This is a genomic window from Streptomyces sp. NPDC101160 (assembly GCF_044768205.1).
Taxonomy (GTDB): domain Bacteria; phylum Actinomycetota; class Actinomycetes; order Streptomycetales; family Streptomycetaceae; genus Streptomyces.
Map to the genome: position 1 here is coordinate 1 of NZ_JBIWPJ010000004.1, position 22,285 is coordinate 22,285.

Genomic DNA, 22,285 nt, shown 5'->3' on the forward strand with positions numbered 1-22,285 from the left:
CCACCCCGAAGGGCTTCATCGTTCGACTTGCATGTGTTAAGCACGCCGCCAGCGTTCGTCCTGAGCCAGGATCAAACTCTCCGTGAATGTTTACCCGTAATCGGGTCGACACCACGAGAGCGGAACAGTCAGACCGGAATATGGCCGACTGTTCACAGCGTCCTCGCTGTGCGCCACCCACAAGGGGTGGACTTTTTCAAAGGAACCTCGACCATCCGAAGATGGACGGGGTATCAACTAATCTGGCGTTGATTTTTGGCACGCTGTTGAGTTCTCAAGGTGCGGACGCTTCCTTTGTACTCACCCTCGCGGGCTTTCCTCCGGGCGCTTCCTTCGTTTCCGACTCTATCAGATCTTTCCGATCCGATTTCCTCGGTGCTTTCCGGTCCCGCTTTCCCGACTTTCGTCGTTCTTTCGGGGCCTTCCGGCGCTCTCCGACTTTATCAGAAGTTCTGAGTCGGATTTCCCGCCCTTCGGTTTCACTCTCCCGGCACACGGTGGTGCCCGGGGCTTCCCCTCTGGCGGAGCCGTAAACGTACTGGAGGGGGGCGCCCCGATGCAAATCGAGGCGCCCCCCTCCGTCCTACGGGCCGACGGTCCGTCAGACCTCCACGACCACCGGGAGGATCATCGGGCGGCGGCGGTAGGTGTCGGAGACCCACTTGCCGACCGTGCGGCGGATCAGCTGCTGGAGCTGGTGCGGCTCGACCACGCCGTCCTGGGCGGACTTGTTCAGGGCCTGGTCGATCTTCGGGAGCACCGCGTCGAAGGCGGAGTCCTCGATGCCGGAGCCGCGGGCGTGGACGTGCGGGCCGCCCACGATCTTGCCGGTGGAGGCGTCCACGACCAGGTAGACCGAGATGATGCCCTCCTCACCGAGGATCCGGCGGTCCTTCAGGGAGGCGTCGGTGACGTCGCCGACCGAGAGGCCGTCCACGTACACGTAACCCGCCTGGACCTTGCCGGTGATCCGGGCGCGGCCGTCGATCAGGTCTACGACGACGCCGTCCTCGGCGATGACGATGTGGTCCTTGGGGATACCCGTCATCGCGCCGAGCTCGGCGTTGGCGCGCAGGTGGCGCCATTCGCCGTGGACAGGCATGAGGTTCTTCGGCTTGCAGATGTTGTAGAAGTACAGCAGCTCGCCGGCCGAGGCGTGGCCCGAGACGTGGACCTTGGCGTTGCCCTTGTGGACGACGTTGGCGCCCCAGCGGGTCAGGCCGTTGATCACGCGGTAGACCGCGTTCTCGTTGCCCGGGATGAGCGAGGACGCCAGGATCACGGTGTCACCGGGGACGATCCGGATCTGGTGGTCGCGGTTGGCCATCCGGGACAGGGCGGCCATGGGCTCGCCCTGGGAGCCCGTACAGACCAGCACGACCTCGTCGTCCGGCAGGTCGTCGAGGCTCTTGACGTCGACGACGAGGCCGGCGGGGACGCGCAGGTAGCCCAGGTCACGGGCGATGCCCATGTTGCGGACCATGGAGCGGCCGACGAAGGCGACCCGGCGGCCGTACTCGTGGGCGGCGTCCAGGATCTGCTGGATGCGGTGCACGTGGCTGGCGAAGCTGGCCACGATGATGCGCTTCTGGGCGTTCGCGAAGACGTTGCGCAGCACGTTCGAGATGTCGCGCTCGTGTGCCGTGAAGCCCGGGACCTCGGCGTTCGTCGAGTCCGTGAGCAGGAGGTCGATGCCCTCCTCGCTCAGCCGCGCGAACGCGTGCAGGTCCGTGAGGCGGTTGTCCAGCGGGAGCTGGTCCATCTTGAAGTCGCCGGTGTGGACCACCATGCCCGCGGGGGTGCGGATGGCGACCGCCAGGGCGTCCGGAATGGAGTGGTTGACGGCGATGAACTCGCAGTCGAAGGGGCCGAAGCGCTCGCGGTTCCCCTCGGCCACCTCGAGGGTGTACGGGCGGATCCGGTGCTCCTGGAGCTTCGCCTCGATGAGCGCGAGGGTCAGCTTGGAGCCGATGAGCGGGATGTCCTGCTTCATGCGGAGCAGGTACGGCACGGCACCGATGTGGTCCTCGTGGCCGTGGGTCAGGACGATGCCCTCGATGTCGTCGAGGCGGTCCTTGATGGTGGTGAAGTCGGGCAGGATCAGATCGACGCCCGGCTGCTCCTCTTCGGGGAAGAGGACGCCGCAGTCGACGATCAGGAGGCGGCCGTCGTATTCGAAGACCGTCATGTTCCGGCCGATCTCACCGAGCCCACCGAGCGGGGTGACGCGGAGGCCGCCCTTGGCGAGCTTCGGAGGGGCGCCGAGTTCGGGATGCGGATGGCTCAAAAGTCTCTCCTCACCACACGCGCCACGTACCGCTCGGGCACGTGGCGCGCATGACAATCGTGCACTTGCTGTCGTTTTCAGTTACGGGTGTTCAGTTATGAAGTCTGGTGTCAGAGCTCTACCCCGCCGGCGGCCAGGTCGACCTTGAGCTGGGCGGTCTCCTCGGCGGAGAGCTCGACGAGCGGCAGCCGCAGCGGGCCGGCCGGGAGGCCCTGGAGGGCGAGGGCGGCCTTGGTGGTCATGACGCCCTGGGTGCGGAACATGCCGGTGAAGACCGGGAGCAGCCGCTGGTGGATCTCGGTGGCCTTCTGGACGTCGCCGGCCAGGTAGGCGTCGACCATGGTGCGCAGCTCGGGGGCGACGACGTGGCCGACGACCGAGACGAAGCCGCAGGCGCCGACCGAGAGCAGCGGCAGGTTGAGCATGTCGTCGCCGGAGTACCAGGCGAGTCCCGACCGGGCGATGGCCCAGCTGGCGCGGCCGAGATCGCCCTTGGCGTCCTTGTTGGCGACGATCCGGGGGTGCTCGGCGAGCCGGACGATGGTCTCGGTGTCGATCGGGACGCCGCTGCGGCCGGGGATGTCGTAGAGCATCACCGGGAGCTCGGTGGCGTCGGCGATGGCCGAGAAGTGCCGGTACAGGCCCTCCTGCGGGGGCTTGTTGTAGTACGGGGTGACGGCGAGCAGGCCGTGCGCGCCGTCGCGCTCCGCCGTACGGGCGAGCTCGAGGGTGTGGTGGGTGTCGTTGGTTCCGATGCCGGCGACGACGTGGGCGCGGTCGCCGACCGCCTCCAGTACGGCCCGTACGAGCTGCGATTTCTCCGCGTCGGTGGTGGTCGGGGACTCGCCGGTGGTGCCGTTGACGATCAGGCCGTCGTTGCCCGCGTCGACGAGATGGGTGGCGAGTCGCTGGGCGCCGTCGAGGTCGAGTGCGCCGTCCGCCGTGAAGGGCGTGACCATGGCGGTGAGGACCCGCCCGAAGGGGGTCTGCGGAGTGGAGATCGGAGCCATGGGTAACACGCTACTCGCTGCTCAGCGCCGGGTGTCCCCTCGGGGGACGCGATAAAGGGAGCCCGGCACTGCCTGCTCGGGGGTTCAAGCAGTGCCGGGTCCGTTTGATCAGCCTAGATGAACTTCACGAAACGTCGCAATACGGACACTTCGCTCGCGAACTTCGTACTTTTGTGCGTGGCGACGTGTGCGTTGCTACGGAGCTACGGAGCCACCCGGCCGTTCTTGTTGAAGGCGGCGTAGGTCAGCGGCATCAGCCGGGCCCACTGCTCCTCCATCTTCTCGCCGACCATCTCGATCTCCCGCTGCGGGAAGGACGGCACGGCGGCGAGCTCGTGCTGCGTGCGCAGGCCGAGGAAGTGCATCAGCGAGCGCGCGTTGCAGGTCGCGTACATCGAGGAGTAAAGGCCCACCGGGAGGACCGAACGGGCGACCTCGCGGGCGACGCCGGCGGCCAGCATCTCCTGGTACGTCCCGTACGCCTGGCGGTACGAGTCCTCCATGGCCCGGCTGGTGAGCTCGTGCTGCGCCTGGGTGCCCTCGACGAAGACGTACTTGCCCGGGCGGCCCTCCTGGACCAGCTTGCGCGAGGTGTCGGGGACGTAGAAGACCGGCTCCAGCTCCCTGTAGCGGCCCGACTCCTCGTTGTACGACCAGCCCACCCGGTGCCGCATGAACTCGCGGAACACGAAGATCGGGGCGCTGATGAAGAAGGTCATCGAGTTGTGCTCGAACGGGCTGCCGTGGCGGTCCCGCATCAGGTAGTTGATCAGGCCCTTCGAGCGCTCCGGGTCCTTCTGGAGCTCCTCCAGGGACTGCTCGCCGGCCGTGGACACCCGAGCCGCCCAGAGGACGTCGGAGTCGGCCGCCGCGCTCTTGACCAGCTCAACGGTGACGTCGCTCCGTAGTTCGATCTTGACGTTCTCTGCAGGGGTGTCGGTCACCGGCGGTCCTTCCAGTCAGTGCGGGTGGCGTCGTCCACTCTAACGACGTCCTCCCTGAGGATGAGATTCGGCCGCTTTGATGAAAAAACGGCACCTAAGCGCCGCTTCCGTCGTCTGTAGAGAAGACAGGCACCTTTCAGCATCGAATCCCAGGAGAGTGGCCCCATGCCCAGCCGGCGAGAAGCCGTACCGTTCGCGTTCGTCGCGGAGTCCGACAGCTTCCGCAGTAACGTCACTCCGCCGCCGCGGGAGCGGCTCAGGCCCGGCCAGGTCCTGGGCCGTACGCTGATCGGACTGACCGTGGTCGCCGGCCTCGTGGGTTCCCTCGTCCTCGGTATGCCGTCCCTGGACTCCCAGCACGCGAACGGGCACCAGCAGCAGTCCGAGGCTTCCGACGGGCGCTGAGGTAGCCTCACCGGGCACAGCCCACCGAACGTGCTTGTGAGTGAGGACCCGTCGTGCCCCTGCCCTTTCTGACGGCCGACCGTGATTTCGGCGCCGACGACGTCGCCCTGCCGTTCGACGACCACGACGTGTGGCGTCGGCCGTACCGGCCCGGGCCGTGGCGGGTGGGGATCGCCGCGCTGGCGCTGCTGCTCGCCTCGTTCGTGCTGATCGCGGCCGTCGTCATCGCCGCCGCCGGCGCGCTGGGCGGGGCCGGGCTCACCTTCGGGTTCGCCGCGATCATCATCTGCAGCGCGCTGCGCCTGCTGCGCATGGGTGTCTGGGTGAGCCGGGCGGGCCTGCGGCAGGTCTCCTTCCTGAGGACGCGGACCGTGCCGTGGCGGCAGGCCGCCGCGGTGCGCACCGCCCAGCAGCCGGTGCGCTGGCTGGGACTCCCCCGCACGGTCCAGGGCCAGGCCCTCGTCCTCGTACGCCGCGACGGTGAGCAGACCCCGCTGCTCACCGATCACAACGCCGACTTCCTCTCCCGCGTCGAGGCGTTCGACCGCGCCGCGGACACGGTCGAGGCCTGGAGCGCCGAGTACGGCGAGCACGCGGAGCAGGCGGAGAGCCCGGCGTACGCCGGAGCGCGCTGACCCCGGCGTACGGCCGCCCCCGGCGTACGGCTCAGGCCGCCTCGTGCAGCGCGATCGCGCGCTGCATGGCCTGGCGGGCCCGCGGGGTGTCGCGGGCGTCGTGGTAGGCCACCGCGAGGCGGAACCAGCAGCGCCAGTCGTCCGGTGAGTCCTCCGTCTCGGCCTTGCGCCGGGCGAAGACCTCGTCGGCCGAGTCGCGGTCGATGCGGCCGCCCTCCGTGCGCTTCAGCTCGTCGACGGGCAGGCCGCCCTCGGCCTCGAGCAGCGCGGCCAGCCGGTTCGCGCGGCGCGCGAAGCGGGTGTTCTTCCAGAGGAACCAGGCGCCCACCACCGGCAGCACGAAGGCGACGGCACCCATGCCCATCGCCGCCGGCTCGCCGGTCAGCAGCAGCAGGACGCCCTCCATCCCCACCACGCCGAAGACGAGGACGAGGACGGTGGCCAGGAAGACGTACGTGATCTTTCCGCCCATGACCGTCAGCCCAGGTCCAGGAAGTGTTCCAGGCCGAAGGTGAGGCCCGGGGTGGTCACGACGCGGCGGGCGCCGAGCAGGATGCCCGGCATGAAGCTGGAGTGGTGCAGCGAGTCGTGCCGCACGGTGAGGGTCTCGCCCTCGCCGCCGAGCAGCACCTCCTGGTGGGCGAGCAGACCCGAGAGGCGTACGGAGTGCACCCGGACGCCGTCCACGTCGGCGCCGCGGGCGCCCTCCAGGCCCTGCGTGGTGTTGTCCGGCTGGGCGCCGAGGCCGGCCTGGGCGCGGGCGGCGGCGATCAGCTGGGCGGTGCGGGTGGCGGTGCCGGAGGGGGCGTCCACCTTGTGCGGGTGGTGCAGCTCGACGACCTCGACGGACTCGAAGTACGGGGCCGCGAGCTGCGCGAACTTCATGGTGAGGACCGCGCCGATGGAGAAGTTCGGCGCGATCAGCACACCGGTCTGCGGGGACTGGTCGAGCCAGCCCCCGAGCTGCGCGAGGCGCTCCTCGGTCCAGCCGGTGGTCCCGACGACCGCGTGGATGCCGTGGCGCACGCAGAAGTCGAGGTTGCCCATGACCGAGCCGGGGGTGGTCAGCTCGACGGCGACCTGGGCATCCGCCTCGACGAGGGACTCCAGCTTGTCGCCGCGGCCGAGGGCGGCGACCAGTTCCATGTCCTCGGCGGCCTCGACGGCCCTGACCGCCTCGGAGCCGATGCGGCCCTGGGCTCCGAGGACCGCCACGCGCAGCTTGCTCATCTGATTCCTTAGGTGCGGGACTTGGGTGCGGGAACGGGGTGCTCAGGCGACCACGGAGTGGAGGCGGTCGGCCTGCTTGTCCTTCAGCGGTCCTATCACCGAGAGCGAGGGCCGCTGCTCCAGTACATCGCGGGCCACCGCGCGCACTTCCTCGGGGGTGACGGCGGCGATGGTGGCCAGCATGTCGTCGACCGACATCTGGGTGCCCCAGCACAGCTCGCTCTTGCCGATGCGGTTCATCAGCGCGCCGGTGTCCTCCAGGCCGAGCACGGTGGAGCCGGAGAGCTGGCCGACGGCACGGGCGATCTCCTCGTCGGTGAGCCCGTCGGAGGCCACCTTCTCGAGCTCGTCCCGGCAGATCTTCAGCACGTCGTGGACCTGGCTGGGCCGGCAGCCCGCGTACACGCCGAAGAGGCCGCAGTCCGCGAAGCCGGAGGTGTACGAGTACACGCTGTAGGCCAGGCCGCGCTTCTCCCGTACCTCCTGGAAGAGGCGGGAGGACATGCCGCCGCCGAGGGCGGTGTTCAGCACGCCGAGCGCCCAGCGGCGCTCGTCGGCGCGGGCCAGGCCCGGCATGCCGAGCACCACGTGTGCCTGCTCCGTCTTGCGGCCGAGGACCTCGACCCTTCCGGCCGTCCTGATCGTGCGGTGTCCGTCGCGCGGGGCGACGGGGACGGCGGCGGTACGGGTGAGGGCACCGGCCTTCTCGAAGGCGCGGCGGACCTGGCGTACCACCGTGGCGTGGTCGACGTTGCCGGCGGCGGCGACGACCAGGTGGGTCGGGTCGTAGTGCTTCTTGTAGAAGCGGGCGATCCGGCCGCGGTCGAGGGCGCTGACGGTCTCGACGGTGCCGAGGACCGGGCGGCCCAGCGGGGTGTCGCCGAACATCGTCTTCGCGAACAGGTCGTGGACCACGTCGCCGGGGTCGTCCTCGGTCATCGCGATCTCTTCGAGGATCGCGCCGCGCTCGACGTTGACGTCCTCTTCGAGGATGAGCGAGCCGGTGAGCATGTCGCAGACGACGTCGATCGCCAGCGGCAGGTCGGTGTCGAGGACCCGGGCGTAGTAGCAGGTGTACTCCTTCGCCGTGAAGGCGTTCATCTCGCCGCCGACCGCGTCGATCGCGGCGGAGATGTCGAGGGCGGACCGCTTCGCGGTGCCCTTGAAGAGGAGGTGCTCCAGGTAGTGGGTGGCGCCGTTGAGCGCCGGGGTCTCGTCGCGGGAGCCGACGTGCGCCCAGATGCCGAAGGTGGCGGAGCGCACCGAGGGCAGGGTCTCGGTGACGATGCGGAGGCCGCCGGGGAGCGTCGTGCGGCGGACCGTGCCGATGCCGTCGCGGCCCGGGAGAAGCGTTTGGGTACGGGCGACGGCCCGCCCCTCGGAGGAGGGGCGGGCCGTCGTCGCGGAACTGCGGGACGTCACTGGTCGGCAGCGTCCTTCTCAGTCTCCTCGCCCTCGATCACGGGGATCAGGGAGAGCTTGCCGCGCTGGTCGATCTCGGCGATCTCGACCTGCACCTTGGCGCCGACCGCGAGCACGTCCTCGACGTTCTCCACGCGCTTGCCACCGGCGAGCTTGCGGATCTGCGAGATGTGCAGCAGGCCGTCCTTGCCCGGCATGAGGGAGACGAAGGCACCGAAGGTGGTGGTCTTGACGACCGTACCCAGGTAGCGCTCGCCGACCTCCGGCATGGTCGGGTTGGCGATGCCGTTGATCGTGGCGCGGGCGGCCTCGGCCTGCGAGCCGACCTGGGCACCGATGTAGATGGTGCCGTCGTCCTCGATCGTGATCTCGGCGCCGGTGTCCTCCTGGATCTGGTTGATCATCTTGCCCTTGGGGCCGATGACCTCGCCGATCTTGTCCACGGGGATCTTCACGGTGATGATCCGCGGGGCGTTCGGGGACATCTCGTCCGGCGTGTCGATCGCTTCCATCATCACGTCGAGGATGTGGAGGCGGGCGTCGCGGGCCTGCTTGAGGGCCGCGGCCAGGACGGAGGCCGGGATGCCGTCCAGCTTGGTGTCGAGCTGGAGGGCGGTGACGAACTCCTTCGTACCGGCGACCTTGAAGTCCATGTCGCCGAAGGCGTCCTCCGCACCGAGGATGTCGGTGAGGGCGACGTAGTGCGTCTTGCCGTCGATCTCCTGGGAGATCAGGCCCATGGCGATACCGGCGACGGGGGCCTTGAGCGGCACACCGGCGTTCAGCAGCGACATGGTGGAGGCGCAGACCGAGCCCATGGACGTCGAACCGTTGGAGCCGAGGGCCTCGGACACCTGGCGGATCGCGTAGGGGAACTCCTCGCGGGTCGGGAGGACCGGCACGATCGCGCGCTCGGCGAGCGCGCCGTGGCCGATCTCGCGGCGCTTCGGGGAGCCGACGCGGCCGGTCTCGCCGACGGAGTACGGCGGGAAGTTGTAGTTGTGCATGTAGCGCTTGCGGGTCACCGGGGAGAGGGTGTCCAGCTGCTGCTCCATGCGGAGCATGTTGAGGGTGGTGACGCCCAGGATCTGGGTCTCGCCACGCTCGAACAGCGCCGAGCCGTGCACGCGCGGGATGGCCTCGACCTCGGCGGCGAGGGTACGGATGTCCGTGATCCCGCGGCCGTCGATGCGGACCTTGTCCTTGATGACGCGCTCGCGCACCAGGGCCTTGGTCAGGCTGCGGTAGGCGGCGGAGATCTCCTTCTCGCGGCCCTCGAAGGCCGGGAGGAGCTTCTCGGCGGCGATCTCCTTGACGCGGTCCAGCTCGGCCTCGCGGTCCTGCTTGCCCGCGATGGTCAGCGCCTGGGAGAGCTCGCCCTTGACGGCGGCCGCGAGGGCCTCGTACACGTCGTCCTGGTAGTCCAGGAAGACCGGGAACTCGCCCTGGGGCTTGGCGGCCTTGGCGGCGAGGTCCGACTGGGCCTTGCAGAGGACCTTGATGAACGGCTTCGCGGCCTCGAGGCCGGCGGCGACGATCTCCTCGGTCGGCGCCTCGGCGCCGCCCTTGACGAGGGCGATGGTCTGCTCGGTGGCCTCGGCCTCGACCATCATGATCGCGACGTCGCCGTCCTCCAGGACGCGGCCCGCGACGACCATGTCGAAGACGGCGTCCTCGAGCTCGGTGTGCGTCGGGAACGCGACCCACTGGCCCTTGATCAGGGCGACGCGGACGCCGCCGATCGGGCCGGAGAAGGGCAGGCCGGCCAGCTGGGTGGACGCGGACGCGGCGTTGATCGCGACGACGTCGTACAGGTGGTCGGGGTTGAGCGCCATGATCGTGGCGACGACCTGGATCTCGTTGCGCAGGCCCTTCTTGAAGGACGGGCGCAGCGGGCGGTCGATCAGGCGGCAGGTGAGGATCGCGTCCTCGGAGGGGCGGCCCTCACGGCGGAAGAAGGAGCCGGGGATCTTGCCGGCGGCGTACATCCGCTCCTCGACGTCCACCGTGAGCGGGAAGAAGTCGAGCTGGTCCTTGGGCTTCTTCGACGCGGTGGTCGCGGAGAGGACCATCGTGTCGTCGTCCAGGTACGCGACGGCGGAGCCGGCGGCCTGGCGGGCCAGGCGGCCCGTCTCGAAGCGGATGGTGCGGGTGCCGAAGGCGCCGTTGTCGATGACGGCCTCGGCGTAGTGGGTCTCGTTCTCCACTAGCGGTTTCTCCTACGTGTTCGTCTTTGCGTCCGCGGACCCGTGTGGTCCGGGACGGTGCGGGAGAAGCACTGTGATGGCGGGCCGGTCTTCGATCGAAGCCTCCGGGAGCACTGCCCGGGGACCACTACCGAGGACCGGCGGCGGGCCGGCTGCTTCTCGCGCGTTGATGTGGCGTTGTGCGACCAGACTAAGGTCCGGTGGCACCTTCGCGCACGTACAGCAAAGGGAGCGGCCCCCTGAAAGTGGGAACCGCTCCCTTCACGGCGTCCTTACTTGGCACCGCCGGCCGCACCGCGGCGGATGCCGAGGCGGTCGACCAGCGCACGGAAGCGCTGGATGTCCTTCTTGGCCAGGTACTGCAGCAGACGGCGGCGCTGACCGACCAGGATCAGCAGACCACGACGGGAGTGGTGGTCGTGCTTGTGGGCCTTGAGGTGCTCGGTCAGGTCCGAGATGCGGCGGGACAGCATCGCGACCTGGACCTCGGGGGAGCCGGTGTCGCCCTCCTTGGTGCCGAACTCGGCCATGATCTGCTTCTTGACGGCGGCGTCGAGAGCCACGCGGATCTCCTCTTGGTTCGTGCGCCCACGAGTGCCCCTGGTCTAGGTCTCAGGGGAAACTTCCGTGACTCGGGAGCGAAGGTCCGATGAGCGCTGCTTCCAGAGGTTCGAAGCTTCCGGGAGCGCGTACACAAACGGCCGTCACACAGCGTACCAGCTCGCCTCGGGGTGCCGGAGGGCGCCCTTCGTACGGGCCCGGGCTCAGCCGGTGAGCGAGCGGGCCCGCATGAAGACGTCGAGGACGGCGAGGCACAGCGGGACCAGCGCGAGCAGGACGAAGCCCTCGGTGAGGTCGAGCAGCCTCCCCCAGAAGGGTGACAGGCCCTTGCGCGGGATGATCAGGCCGATCGCGGTGACGAGGGCGGCACCGGCGGCGACGGCCGCGGTGAGCCAGATCGTACGGATGTCGAGGCCGCCGCGGTCCCCGTACATCACGAGGTCCGCGACCAGGTCGGTCGGCGGGTTCAGGGAGAGGCCCAGGATCAGCAGGGCGATCGCGGCGAGGCCGGCCACCAGGACGCAGGCGACCTGCGAGGTGTAGCGGAAGAGGCGGGCGCGCAGCAGCATCGCGAGGCCTGCGGCGAGGGCGAGGAGCTGGCCCCAGACGTTCCCGGCGAAGCCGAGCACGGCGCAGGAGCCGACGACGACGGCCGCGCAGCCGCCGACCAGGCCGAGCAGCATCTCGTGGCCGCGGCGGGCCTGCAGCGCGATCCGCTCGGCGTCGACGGGCTGGGCCTCGGCGAGCACGGGCTGGTGCGGGTCGGCGGCGAAGTCGTCGTCGGTGGCGCTGCGCGGGGAGGCGTAGCCGATGGGGAGGCGGGCGAAGCGGGCCGAGAGGCCGGGCAGGAAGGCGACCAGGCCGATGGCGGCGGGCACGCAGACGGCGGCGGTCTCGGTGGCGGACGCCTCGGTGAGGATCGCGGCGAAGGTGGCGAGGGTGCCGACGGTGGCCAGGAAGGTCGCGGCGACGAAGGGGGCGTCGCCGCTCGGGGTGAGCGCGACGAGGGTGACGGCGGCGACCAGGACGGTGACGCAGCCGAGCAGGAACTGGAGCCGGCCGGGGCCGTGGCCGGCCTCGGGGGCGATGATCCCGGAGCCGGCGATGAGCAGCAGCGGCAGCGCGCCGAGGCCGAGGGCGACGGCGGTGGCCCGGTCCCCGTACACCCGGGCGCGGACGCCGGCGAAGGCGGTGAGGAGCACGCCGGCGGCGCCCGCGATGATGCCGGGGAGGCTGTGCATGTCGTGGCGGACCGGGTCGGCGAACCAGAGCACGAAGCCCATGAGGACGAGCAGCAGCACCGCGCCGACGAGTCCGGCGCCGCGCAGCAGCTCGTCGCTCCACAGGTGCCGGTCGCGGGTGACGGCGGAGGCGACGGCGTCCGAGACGTCGTCGAAGACGGCGGGCGGCAGGGACTCGGCGAACGGGCGCAGGCTGAGCACCTCGCCGTCGAGGACCTGCTGGGCGGCGAGCGTGCGGGCGCCGTCGAGGACGGTGCCGTCGCGGCGGACGAGGTGGTAGCCGGTGGGGGCGCCGGCCGGCTGGGTCTGTCCGGTGAGCCGCAGGATCTCCGGGTAGACGTCGGCGACGGCGATGTCCTCGGGGAGTGCCACGTCGATGCGGCTGTCCGGCGCCACGACGGTGACGCGGCAGAAGCCGGTCGCTGCGGTCGTACTCACGTTTCTGGACCCCCTGATTCGCGGTTGCGCACGGTGCGGGTCACCCTACCGGGGTCCTGTGTCAGTGGCTGCAAGTAGGATCCTTTGCTCTCGGGGGGAGACCGTCGCGAACGGGGCGCCGGTGCGGAAGCTCCCTCACGAGCCCGCCCGTAACGAGGGATTGATGCGCCGGTGAGCCAGATCGTCGTCAAACGCCCGCCGAGGTCCCTTCCTCCGGAAGTCCCCAGCGAGGAACTGGTCCTGGAGTCGCCGCCGGAACTGCCGCGGGGGCAGCAGGAGTCCGCGCTGATGCAGCTTCTGCCGATGCTCGGCATGGGCTCCTCGGTGGTGTTCTTCTTCATGACGCCGTCCCCGATCATGAAGATCATGGGCACGCTGATGCTGGCGTCGACGGTCGGCATGGCGATCGCCCAGTTCGTCAGATTCCGCCGGGGTGCGCAGGGGCAAATGGCCGATGTCCGGCGGGACTACCTCAAATACCTCGCCCAGACGCGGCGTGCGGTGCGGCGCACCGCGCGCAAGCAGCGCGACGCGCAGCTGTATCTGCACCCGGCGCCCGAGCAGTTGTGGTCGGTGGTCGCCGAGGGCTCGCGGGTCTGGGAGCGGCGGGTCGGCGACAACGACTTCGCGCAGGCGCGGATCGGGCTCGGCGCCCAGCAGTTGGCGACGCCGCTGGTGGCGCCGGACACGGCTCCGGTGGACGAGCTTGAGCCGCTGTGCGCGGGCGCGATGCAGCAGTTCCTGGCGGTGCACGGCACGCTGGACGGGCTGCCGATGGCCGTGTCGCTGCGGGCCTTCTACCACGTGACGGTGTCCGGCGACCCGGAGGCGGCGCAGTCCGCGGCGCGCGGTCTGGTGGCCCAACTGGTCACGCTGCACTCCCCCGACGACCTGATGGTGGCCGTGGTGGCGGCGCGGGGCGCGCAGGAGCGCTGGGACTGGACGAAGTGGCTGCCGCACACGCAGGTGCCGGGCGCGGTCGACGGGGCCGGCACGAAGCGCCTGTTCGGCGACGACCTGGGCGAGCTGGAACAGCTGCTCCGGTCCCGGCTGGACGGGCGGCCGCGGTTCAGCCGGGACAGCCAGCCGGTCCTGGACCAGCCGCACGTGGTGGTCGTCCTCGACGGCGGGATGGTGCCGCCGGACTCGCTGTTCGCGGCGGCCGAGGGGCTGCAGGGCGTGACCATCGTCGAGGTGGTGTCGGGCGAGCTCGACGAGCCGCGCGGCGGTCTGTCGGTGGTCGTGCGGCCCGGGCGGCTGCGCCTGGAGTCGGGCGGCGGTTTCGCGTACGAGGGCGTGCCGGACGTCATGTCGCTCCAGGCCGCCGAGGCGCTGGCCCGGCAGCTGGCGCCGCTGCGGATGGGCGGCGGGGACGGCGACGAACCGCTGCTCGCCAACCTGGACTTCACCGATCTGCTGAACCTGGGCGACGCGGCGTCGGTGGACGTGGCGCGCACCTGGCGGCCGAGGTCGGTCGCGGAGCGGCTGCGGGTGCCGATCGGCGTCGGCGAGGACGGCGGGCCGGTCATGCTGGACCTGAAGGAGGCCGCGCAGGAGGGCATGGGCCCGCACGGCCTGTGCGTGGGCGCGACCGGTTCCGGCAAGTCGGAGCTGCTGCGCACGCTGGTCCTCGGCCTCGCGGTGACGCACTCCTCGGAGACGCTGAACTTCGTCCTCGCGGACTTCAAGGGCGGCGCGACCTTCGCCGGCATGTCGCAGATGCCGCACGTGGCGGCGGTCATCACCAACCTGGCGGACGACCTGACACTGGTCGACCGCATGGGTGACGCGATCCGCGGCGAGCTGCAGCGGCGCCAGGAGCTGCTGCGCTCCGCGGGCAACTACGCCAACATCCACGACTACGAGAAGGCGCGGGCGGCCGGCGCTCCCCTGGAGCCGCTGGCCTCGCTCGTCCTGGTCATCGACGAGTTCTCCGAACTGCTCACCGCCAAGCCTGACTTCATCGACATGTTCATCCAGATCGGCCGCATCGGCCGCTCCCTGGGTGTGCACCTGCTGCTCGCCTCGCAGCGCCTGGAGGAGGGCAAGCTGCGCGGCCTCGACACGTACCTCTCGTACCGGATCGGTCTGCGGACCTTCTCGGCGGCGGAGTCGCGCACGGCGATCGGTGTGCCGGACGCCTACCATCTGCCGTCGGTGCCGGGTTCGGGCTATCTGAAGTTCGGTACGGACGAGATGACCCGCTTCAAGGCGGCGTACGTCTCCGGCACGTACCGCACCGGCGGGCCGCGTCTCGAGGCCGGGAACATGCCGATCGAGCGGCGTCCGGCGCTGTTCACGGCGTCGCCGGTGCCGGTGGTGTACGCGGCGCCGGACCCGGCGTACCTGACGGCGCAGCGCTCCGAGGAGGACGACGCACTCGCGGACACCGTCCTCGACGTGATCGTGCGCCGCCTGGAGGGGCAGGGCGTGCCGGCCCACCAGGTGTGGCTGCCGCCGCTCGACCAGGCGCCGTCGCTCGACCAGCTCCTGCCGGGGCTCGCGCAGACGGCGGACCGCGGGCTCACGGCGACCGAGTACACCCGGCCGGGCGGGCTCACCGTGCCGCTGGGCCTCATCGACAAGCCGTTCGAGCAGCGGCGTGAGGTGCTGTACCGGGACTTCTCCGGCGCGGCGGGCCACATGATGGTGGTCGGCGGTCCGCAGTCCGGCAAGTCGACCCTGATGCGGGCGCTGATCTCGTCGTTCGCGCTCACCCACACCCCGGCCGAGGTGCAGTTCTACTGCCTGGACTTCGGCGGCGGCGGCCTGTCCGCGATCGCGGAGCTGCCGCACGTCGGCGGGGTCGCGTCCCGGCTCGATCCGGAGCGGGTGCGGCGCACGGTCGCCGAGGTGCTCGGCGTGCTCAACCGGCGTGAGGAGTTCTTCCGTTCGCAGAACATCGACTCCATCGCCACCTACCGGCGCAAGCGGGCGGCCGGCGAACTGCCGTCGGAGGCCTGGGGCGACGTCTTCCTGGTCATCGACGGCTGGGGCGGCTTCAAGAACGAGTACGAGGGTCTGGAGGCGTCCGTCGCGGACATCGCCTCCCGCGGCCTCGGCTACGGCATCCACGTCGTCATCACCGCCGCCCGCTACATGGAGGTGCGCGCCGCCCTCAAGGACCAGATGCTGGGGCGTCTGGAGCTGCGGCTCGGTGACGTCATGGACTCCGAGTTCGACCGCAAGGTCGCGGCGAACGTGCCGACGGGCGTGCCCGGGCGCGGCCAGGTCCCGGAGAAGCTGCACTTCATGGGCGCGCTGCCGCGCATCGACGGATCGAGCTCGGCGGGCGACCTCGCGGAGGGCACGGCGGCCTTCGTCGAGGCCGTGCGCAGCGCCTGGCACGGGCCGTCGACCCCGCCCGTACGGCTCCTGCCGCACAAGCTGTCGGCGGACCGGCTGCCGAAGGGCTTCGAGTTCCCGCAGCACGGCATCGCGATCGGCATCGACGAGACGCGCCTGGAGCCGGTGTTCATCAACTTCGACACCGACCCGTTCTTCCTGATCTTCGGCGAGAGCGAGTCCGGCAAGACCAACCTGCTGCGGCTCATCGCCAAGCAGATCGGCGAGCGCTACTCGCCCGACGAGGCCAAGCTCGTCGTCGGCGACTACCGGCGGTCGCTGCTCGGCAGCCTGCCGGAGGAGCACCTCCTGGAGTACGCGCCGATGGCGGGCGCCATGCAGATGCACATGGAGGCCCTGTCGGGCGTCTTCGCACGGCGCCAGCCGCCGCAGGACGTGACGCCGCAGCAGCTGCGCGACCGCAGCTGGTGGTCGGGCCCGCAGGTCTTCATCATCGTGGACGACTACGACCTGGTCGCGACGAGCGCCGGCAACCCGCTGGCCCCGCTCGCCGAATTCCTCCCCTTCGCCCGTGACACGGGCGTCCGCTTCATCATCGCCCGCAACAGCGCGGGCGCCTCGCGCTCGATGTACGAGGCGTTCATGCAGCGCATCAAGGAACTGGGCGCGCAGGGCGTGGTCCTGTCCGGCGACCCCTCGGAGGGCGACCTGCTGGGCAACGCGCGGCCGCGGCCGATGCCGGCGGGGCGTGGCCTGTTCGTGTCGCGGCGGGGTCAGGCGTCGCTGGTGCAGACGGGGCAGATGCCGAAGGAGTGAGGCGGGGCGGTGGTGGGCGGCGTCGGGGAGCGGCGCCGCCCACCACCGTGAGCACAAGGGTCGAGGCGGTCGAAACGCGGTCGACGAGCCAGGACGTGACGAGACGAACGGGAGGGCGGACAGGCCATGAGAGTGCGCTTGCGCGCCTGGGGCGTGTGCGCTGCGGCGGCGGTCGTCGCGACGGCGCTGACCGGATGCGGCGCGGTCGGGGACGCGAACGACGCGATGCGTTCCTCGTCCTTCCACTCCTCCGGTGGCACGACGGCGTTCGCCGGCGGGTGGCAGGAGATGTGGTGGAACCCCGACCAGGGGCTGCGCGTCAAGGCCACGTGGGTCGGCGGCTCGGGCGAGATGTACTGCAAGGACGGCACGACGTACACCGGTGCCGCGCTCCTCGCCCGGGCCCTGGGCGAGAAGGGCGAGCGGGTCACGGTGCCGGACCGGCTGGCGGGGACGTACGTGACCTCCGAGCTGCCCGACGGTGCCGACTGCGACACGTACTTCAGGATCCCCGACCAGGCCGAACGCGCTTCCGAACGCGACCGCACCCTTCACGGCCGGGGCACCGAGGCCTTCACCGTCGAGGCGGCGGCCGACGCGTCGGACACGGCGTCCGGCACGTCCTCCGACACGTCCTCCGACACGTACTACGTGGAGAGCGACACCTCACGCCTCGTCCTGCTGGAGTCGACGCGGAACGGGCGCCACAGCACGACGACGTACGACTCCTTCGGGGGAGAGTTCACGATCACGTTGCCGGCGGCGGAACGGACGATGCCGCTGGAGGAGTTCCGTAGCCAGGTCACGGGAGGCTGAGATCACCATGGGATTCGACGACGAGTGGAACCGGCACAAGACCGTCGCGAGCACGCGGCTCAACCAGCTGCCCTCGGACCCCGGCGGAGGCGGCGGCGCCCCCGACCTGGCGACGACGCCGGCGAAGAAGAAGAAGGCCGCGGGCATCATCGAGACCGACATACAGCCCGGCGTGACGTCGGCGGCGGACGCCGCGGACGAGGGCACCAACGGTGCCGTCGCCGAGTTCAAGGGCTGGGACACCGCGGCGGGCCTGAAGCAGGCCCACGAGCACTGGGACAGCCAGGTCAAGCGGCTGATGGCCCGGCTCGACTCGGAGAAGAAGGCGCTGCGCGGCGCGTCGACGCTGTTCAAGAACAACGACTTCGAGACGGGCTTCAGCTTCGCCCCGACGCAGTCGAAGGTGTCGGGACTGTAGGGCGGAAGAGGGGGACATCGCGATGCCGACGTACCAGGAGATCATGCAGACCGACCTCGGCAAGCTGAGCACGGCCGCCGACGGCTGGAAGAGCATGGCCGAGAAGTTCAAGAAGGTCGAGGACCTGTACGAGAAGGAGGTCCAGGGCGTCGCCACGGACAACCCGCTGTGGACCGGCCAGGCCCAGCAGGTCAGCGCCACGAACTTCGCGATCACCCGCAAGGAGCTCGACTCGGCGCAGAAGGAGGCGCTCGCCATGGAGTCGCTGCTCCGCGACGCCCACGGCACCTTCACCGAGCTCAAGGGGCGGGTGAAGGCGGCGGTCGACGAGGCGATCGCCGCCGGCATGAAGGTCTCCGAGTACGGCAACGCGAGCTACGACTTCAGCAAGGTCGACGCCCAGGAGGCCAACGCCATCCGGCACGACCCCGATCTCCACGAGACGGAGCTGTCGTACACGCGCAAGATCAGCGACGCGGTCAAGGCGGTCACCGACTTCGACGCCGACGTGAAGGTCGCTCTGCTCAACGCCTCCGGCGCGGACGGCAGCGCGCCGCTCGGCTTCAACTCCAAGCCCGTCAACGACGTCGAGGCCGTCGAGGCGCTCAAGCTCTCGGAGAAGGTCCGCGACGGCAAGGCGTCGAAGGAGGAGCTGGAGCACTACCGCGACATCCTCGCCCACAACTCCAAGGACCCGCACTTCAGCGAGGCTTACCTGGACGGCCTGGGCGCCAAGGACACGCTGAAGATCGCGGACCGGATGAACCTGGCGGCGAACGAGCGCGGCATCCCGGCCGACCAGAAGAAGCTCTACGAGTCGATCAACGCGGGCCTCGCGGACACGATCGCCTCGGGCACGAAGGACCCGGACAGCTACGCGTACCGCCCGTTCGTCAACGGCCTGAAGGAGCTGGGCGGCCAGAACCTGGCCAGCAACACCCAGCCGACGCTGGGCTACCAGATGCTCGTGACGCTGATGGAAGCGGGCGAGCCGAAGGGCTTCGGCAAGGAGTTCCTGAACGAGATCGGCGACGACATGATCTCGATCGAGAAGAAGAAGCCCGAGGTCTGGCTCCACTTCTTCGACGGCCGGCGCCCGAACATCGTGCACGACCCGCTCGACGGCCTGCTCGACATCATGAGCAAGGACCCCGCCGACGCCGAGTACTTCCTCGACCCCAAGGCCCCCGGCAACGCGAACGAGCACCTGAAGTTCCTGCTCACGGACCGCAAGTGGCCCGACCCCCTGATGAACACGCTCTACTCCGCACCGATGGAGATGGACGACCCCTTCAAGGCGACGGGCCTGGGCAACGCGATCCAGGCGGCGGCGACGGGGCACGCGCCGGGCGAGAAGCTGGGGGAGGTGGGCCTGCACAGCGCAGGCCAGGCAAGGGTCATGCACGGCGCCATCAAGCTGCTCGACTCGGAGATGGGCGGAGACGAGTTCCCCGAAGACCTCGCGAACCTCCGACAGCCGATGGCCAGGGCCCTCGCGGACTACGTGGCCGACACCCATGTGATCCTCAACGGCGAGGACCCGGCATACGGCGGGGTCGCCGGCAGTGACTCCATCAACACCCGTTCGGGGCCAGGTGACACCTCGAACATCGCCGTGGGCCAGGGCAGCCTCATACGCGTCATGCGCGGTATCGCCGACGACGGTCCGGCCTTCGCCCTGCTCTACGAAGCGGAACGGGGATACTCCGCCGAACAGCTGGCTGAGGCCCCTCCGTTCAAGGGTGACGAGACGCACGATCAGAGCGCCGACTGGAACAACCGCGCGCGGCACGTCGGCATGGCGATGGGTGCCCTCAACGGGATCGGAGCCGATGTCTACATCGACAAGGAGGACGACAAGGTGGACTGGGCCGAGGGCCTGTCGGAGCACTCTGCCGCAGCGGTCAATGGACTGATCGGAGAGGTTCCCATCCTCGGCACCGCAGGAGGGTCACTGATCGACGCCGCGAAGTACGACTGGGTCAAGGACGTCACCGATGCCGCGGAGGAACAGGGCAAGCAGGATTCGAGCAACAACTACGCCCGCGGCAAGGACGGTCTGAACACGCTCATCCGGTCGTGGGGAGAGCAGAAGGGAACGCTGGGCAGTGGTGCGTATAACTCGGCCCAAGCCGCTACGAATTCGGGATATGAGGACGGTCGTGGAGCTGCGGCGGCGCACCTGGGCAACTGAACGCAGGAGGACCTTCTCGTGCGCGGCCGGTGCGATCGCGCTGGCGCTGGCCGCGACCGGCTGCTCCTCTGGGGGCTCCGGTGCGCAGGCCGAGGGGCTGTGCGGTCCGGCAGCGGACTCCGCCGCCGGCAAGGCGCTGCGCGATGTTCTCGGTACGGACGACTTCACGTCCGAGGCCATGATGCCGGACCAGCGGTTCGTGTCACAGCTCAAGGACGACCTCAGGGAGAGGCAAGGAGAGCGGTCGTCTCCTCCTGCCTATCTCTGCCGGTACCTTCCGGACGGCAGCAAGGAACGCGTGGTGCTCGACTTCACGTGGGCTCCTGCCGACGAATCGGTGAACCGGCGTGCCCAGGCAGGCACGTTCTACGACGTGAACGGCGCCATGGGAGAAGCCGGCAGCCTCTCTGCGGGCCTCTACGTCAAGTGCGACCTGGGCGGCGACCTGAGCGCACCTGCGAGCAAGGCCGTACTCCGCGCCAGCGCCTCCCTCACGGTGAACCGGGGTAAGGACGTGGACAAGGAGAGAGAAACCCGGGAGGTCTCTTTCCTTTATCTGATGACGCGCGGAGTCACGGATGCCCTCGGCTGCGAGAACAAGCCGCTGGCGAAGGACCCCGTTGTCACGTCGCGCTGACCGCTCACCGGCCGCGCACGGCCCCGCACGGAGTTCGTCCACCGCACGGCGCGGCGGGCCACAGAGGCCTGGGCCGCGAGAACGCACCGCCGGCGAAGGAGCCGCGGTGAGATCTTGGGCCGGACGTCCTCCATGCGCCCACGGGCGAACTGAGCGCCCCGGCAGGCAAGGCCATGACAGCGTCCTGGGAAACTTCCAGGACTTCCTGCGCACACTGCGCCCGAACAGAGGGACGGAGGCCTGACGATGGGTCTGCTGGACAGGTTCACCGGAACCCAGTACCCGGACAGGGGTGTCGCACCGCTGTCCGCCATGGAGGTCCGGGGTGCGCTGCTCGCGGTCAACAGCGCGGACAAGCCGTACGTCGTACGCAACGGCCGCCCGGCGGAGAAGGCCGACCTGGTGGCGGAGTGGCGGATCCTGGAGCCTGCCTGGCGGACCTTCTTCCTGGAGTCCCGACCGGAGCAGAGCCTCAAGATCAAGCTGCGTCTGGTCGCCGACAAGCACGAGGTGCGGGCGCTCGACGAGCAGTTGGAGATCAACTGGGTGGAGGGCACGCCCAGGCTGGCCACCTCGGCCGAGTACAGCCGTGGGCAGGTGACCACGACGTCCAAGCGGTGGACGATCGAGCGGGGTGCCGATGGCCGTCGGCACCTGGTCGAGGACTTCGCCTTCGACACGCGGCAACTGAAGGATCCCCTGCGCGAGGCGGTCCTCGGCGCGGGATGGACGTGGCGGGGAATGCTGGTCAGGCTCTGACCGCCTCGCGGGACACGAAGACCGGCGAAGCGTGCCGACCGCTCGGGGCCGGCTGACAGCTCGAACATCGCCCCGGGCCCAAGCAGTCAGCTGACCGCTCCCGCCGACCACGCACCGCCCCTCCACCGACGGGAACCCGAAACGCATGCACCATCTGACGCGACGCACGGTCGCCACCCCGGCGCGTCTGGCCGTCGCCGCCCTCTCCCTGTTCACCGCGACCGCCTGCGGCTCCTCTGAGGAACCGCAGGCGGAGCACCCGGACGACTACGTCTGCGACATCGCCTCGGGGTCCCCCGAGGACAAGATCCTGCGCCACGTGCTGCGGGCGGACACCTTCACGACCCTGCACGGGTACCGGACACCCAAGTTCCTCGAACACATGCGGACCGAACTGCGCGAGCAGCCTGGGCACCGGACCACGTACTCCGTACGTCAGTGCAGCTTCTTCCCCGACGGCCGGCGCGGCATGGGTCAGGCCAACATCGATTACATGTGGTCCCCGCTGTCCGACGCGAAGAGCAATGCCCTCGTGGAGGGCACCCGCTCGTATGCGCTGAACGAGGCGACCGGCACGTCCAACGACGTCTCCACCCATCTTTACGTGCCGTGTGCCCTGCCTGACACACCTGGTCCCGCGAAAGGACTGCTGCTCCACGCGGAGGGCTCGTTCACCGTGAACCTGGGGGCGGTCAAGGACCACGGCACCCAGGACCAGCAGATGGAGTTCGTCTACCGCATGACGCGACGGGCTGCGGAGGCCCTGGGCTGCCAGAACGGACCGCTGAAGAAGACTCCCTTGGTCACACCGCTGGGGGCGACCACCAACCCTCCGATTGGAGGAACCCCGTAATGAAGCGCGTCGCACGGACGGTGGCCGCACCGCCTTGCAGGCGGAGTGATTCCGCGGGATCCGGATGACAGGCGCAGGCCCGGCCGCCCATCATTGAGCTGCAACG

The 22,285-nt window shown here is 69.8% G+C and carries 18 protein-coding genes and 1 rRNA gene; 9 read left to right on the forward strand and 10 right to left on the reverse strand.

Going from position 1 to position 22,285, the window contains the following annotated elements:
• From ACIRSU_RS13065 to thyX, 4 genes are all read right to left on the reverse strand, one after another.
• Positions 1 to 87: ribosomal RNA gene (locus tag ACIRSU_RS13065) — 16S ribosomal RNA — on the reverse strand; the annotation flags it as partial.
• Positions 88 to 601: 514 nt separating this feature from the next.
• Positions 602 to 2,287, reverse strand: coding sequence for a ribonuclease J (locus tag ACIRSU_RS13070; RefSeq protein ID WP_403791518.1), 1,686 nt, complete (start codon positions 2,285 to 2,287; stop codon positions 602 to 604).
• Between the two features lie 110 nt (positions 2,288 to 2,397).
• Entirely contained in the window at positions 2,398 to 3,297 is a 900-nt protein-coding gene (dapA, locus tag ACIRSU_RS13075) for a 4-hydroxy-tetrahydrodipicolinate synthase (RefSeq protein WP_403791520.1), read from the reverse strand.
• A 203-nt stretch (positions 3,298 to 3,500) separates the two neighbouring features.
• Entirely contained in the window at positions 3,501 to 4,241 is a 741-nt protein-coding gene (gene thyX, locus ACIRSU_RS13080; RefSeq protein WP_403791522.1) for an FAD-dependent thymidylate synthase, read from the reverse strand.
• A 165-nt stretch (positions 4,242 to 4,406) separates the two neighbouring features.
• Here thyX and ACIRSU_RS13085 point away from each other — a divergent pair, with 165 nt between their 5' ends.
• The gene (locus tag ACIRSU_RS13085; RefSeq protein WP_403791524.1) at positions 4,407 to 4,646 is read left to right on the forward strand and encodes a hypothetical protein; all 240 of its coding nucleotides are present in this window, start codon (positions 4,407 to 4,409) and stop codon (positions 4,644 to 4,646) included.
• 53 nt (positions 4,647 to 4,699) lie between these two features.
• Positions 4,700 to 5,281, forward strand: coding sequence for a hypothetical protein (locus tag ACIRSU_RS13090; RefSeq protein WP_403791526.1), 582 nt, complete (start codon positions 4,700 to 4,702; stop codon positions 5,279 to 5,281).
• A 31-nt stretch (positions 5,282 to 5,312) separates the two neighbouring features.
• Here the strand turns inward: ACIRSU_RS13090 and ACIRSU_RS13095 are convergent, their stop codons facing one another.
• The 6 genes from ACIRSU_RS13095 to eccD form a co-directional block, all read right to left on the reverse strand.
• Positions 5,313 to 5,753, reverse strand: a complete 441-nt coding sequence (locus tag ACIRSU_RS13095) for a hypothetical protein (protein WP_403791528.1) — start codon at positions 5,751 to 5,753, stop codon at positions 5,313 to 5,315.
• A 5-nt stretch (positions 5,754 to 5,758) separates the two neighbouring features.
• Positions 5,759 to 6,511, reverse strand: coding sequence for a 4-hydroxy-tetrahydrodipicolinate reductase (gene dapB, locus ACIRSU_RS13100; protein ID WP_403791530.1), 753 nt, complete (start codon positions 6,509 to 6,511; stop codon positions 5,759 to 5,761).
• A 42-nt stretch (positions 6,512 to 6,553) separates the two neighbouring features.
• Complete coding sequence (locus tag ACIRSU_RS13105; RefSeq protein ID WP_403791532.1) at positions 6,554 to 7,933, reverse strand: M16 family metallopeptidase; 1,380 nt, start codon at positions 7,931 to 7,933, stop codon at positions 6,554 to 6,556.
• A complete protein-coding gene (locus tag ACIRSU_RS13110; RefSeq protein ID WP_403791534.1) occupies positions 7,930 to 10,140 on the reverse strand; it encodes a polyribonucleotide nucleotidyltransferase in 2,211 nt (736 codons plus the stop codon). Before ACIRSU_RS13110 ends, ACIRSU_RS13105 begins: the two co-directional genes overlap by 4 nt.
• A gap of 272 nt (positions 10,141 to 10,412) precedes the next feature.
• Entirely contained in the window at positions 10,413 to 10,703 is a 291-nt protein-coding gene (gene rpsO, locus ACIRSU_RS13115; protein WP_389209153.1) for a 30S ribosomal protein S15, read from the reverse strand.
• A gap of 201 nt (positions 10,704 to 10,904) precedes the next feature.
• Positions 10,905 to 12,380, reverse strand: a complete 1,476-nt coding sequence (eccD, locus tag ACIRSU_RS13120) for a type VII secretion integral membrane protein EccD (protein ID WP_403791536.1) — start codon at positions 12,378 to 12,380, stop codon at positions 10,905 to 10,907.
• A gap of 171 nt (positions 12,381 to 12,551) precedes the next feature.
• On the opposite strand from eccD, the gene eccCa reads away from it, so the two are divergent.
• The 7 genes from eccCa to ACIRSU_RS13155 all read left to right on the forward strand — a co-directional run bounded on the left by eccCa (position 12,552) and on the right by ACIRSU_RS13155 (position 22,179).
• Positions 12,552 to 16,502 carry a type VII secretion protein EccCa gene (gene eccCa, locus ACIRSU_RS13125; protein WP_403791538.1) on the forward strand — a complete coding sequence of 1,317 codons (3,951 nt, stop codon included), beginning with the start codon at positions 12,552 to 12,554 and terminating at the stop codon, positions 16,500 to 16,502.
• A gap of 126 nt (positions 16,503 to 16,628) precedes the next feature.
• Positions 16,629 to 17,318 carry a hypothetical protein gene (locus tag ACIRSU_RS13130; RefSeq protein WP_403791540.1) on the forward strand — a complete coding sequence of 230 codons (690 nt, stop codon included), beginning with the start codon at positions 16,629 to 16,631 and terminating at the stop codon, positions 17,316 to 17,318.
• Between the two features lie 7 nt (positions 17,319 to 17,325).
• Positions 17,326 to 17,736 carry a hypothetical protein gene (locus ACIRSU_RS13135; RefSeq protein ID WP_403791542.1) on the forward strand — a complete coding sequence of 137 codons (411 nt, stop codon included), beginning with the start codon at positions 17,326 to 17,328 and terminating at the stop codon, positions 17,734 to 17,736.
• Positions 17,737 to 17,758: 22 nt separating this feature from the next.
• The gene (locus ACIRSU_RS13140) at positions 17,759 to 19,930 is read left to right on the forward strand and encodes a hypothetical protein (protein WP_403791544.1); all 2,172 of its coding nucleotides are present in this window, start codon (positions 17,759 to 17,761) and stop codon (positions 19,928 to 19,930) included.
• Complete coding sequence (locus tag ACIRSU_RS13145) at positions 19,899 to 20,567, forward strand: hypothetical protein (protein ID WP_403791545.1); 669 nt, start codon at positions 19,899 to 19,901, stop codon at positions 20,565 to 20,567. The genes ACIRSU_RS13140 and ACIRSU_RS13145 overlap by 32 nt, the downstream gene beginning before the upstream one ends.
• A 246-nt stretch (positions 20,568 to 20,813) precedes the next feature.
• Positions 20,814 to 21,326: a hypothetical protein gene (locus ACIRSU_RS13150; RefSeq protein ID WP_403791547.1), complete on the forward strand. Its 513-nt coding sequence runs from the start codon at positions 20,814 to 20,816 to the stop codon at positions 21,324 to 21,326.
• Positions 21,327 to 21,471: 145 nt separating this feature from the next.
• A complete protein-coding gene (locus tag ACIRSU_RS13155) occupies positions 21,472 to 22,179 on the forward strand; it encodes a hypothetical protein (RefSeq protein ID WP_403791549.1) in 708 nt (235 codons plus the stop codon).
• Positions 22,180 to 22,285 lie beyond the last annotated feature (106 nt).

Bases quoted from the DNA above. Each gene is read 5' to 3' on its own strand.
- dapA (WP_403791520.1), bottom strand. From the start codon at position 3,297: ATGGCTCCGATCTCCACTCCGCAGACCCCCTTCGGGCGGGTCCTCACC.
- ACIRSU_RS13085 (WP_403791524.1), top strand. From the start codon at position 4,407: ATGCCCAGCCGGCGAGAAGCCGTACCGTTCGCGTTCGTCGCGGAGTCC.
- ACIRSU_RS13095 (WP_403791528.1), bottom strand. From the start codon at position 5,753: ATGGGCGGAAAGATCACGTACGTCTTCCTGGCCACCGTCCTCGTCCTC.
- dapB (WP_403791530.1), bottom strand. From the start codon at position 6,511: ATGAGCAAGCTGCGCGTGGCGGTCCTCGGAGCCCAGGGCCGCATCGGC.
- ACIRSU_RS13130 (WP_403791540.1), top strand. From the start codon at position 16,629: ATGAGAGTGCGCTTGCGCGCCTGGGGCGTGTGCGCTGCGGCGGCGGTC.
- ACIRSU_RS13135 (WP_403791542.1), top strand. From the start codon at position 17,326: ATGGGATTCGACGACGAGTGGAACCGGCACAAGACCGTCGCGAGCACG.
- ACIRSU_RS13140 (WP_403791544.1), top strand. From the start codon at position 17,759: ATGCCGACGTACCAGGAGATCATGCAGACCGACCTCGGCAAGCTGAGC.
- ACIRSU_RS13150 (WP_403791547.1), top strand. From the start codon at position 20,814: ATGGGTCTGCTGGACAGGTTCACCGGAACCCAGTACCCGGACAGGGGT.
- ACIRSU_RS13155 (WP_403791549.1), top strand. From the start codon at position 21,472: ATGCACCATCTGACGCGACGCACGGTCGCCACCCCGGCGCGTCTGGCC.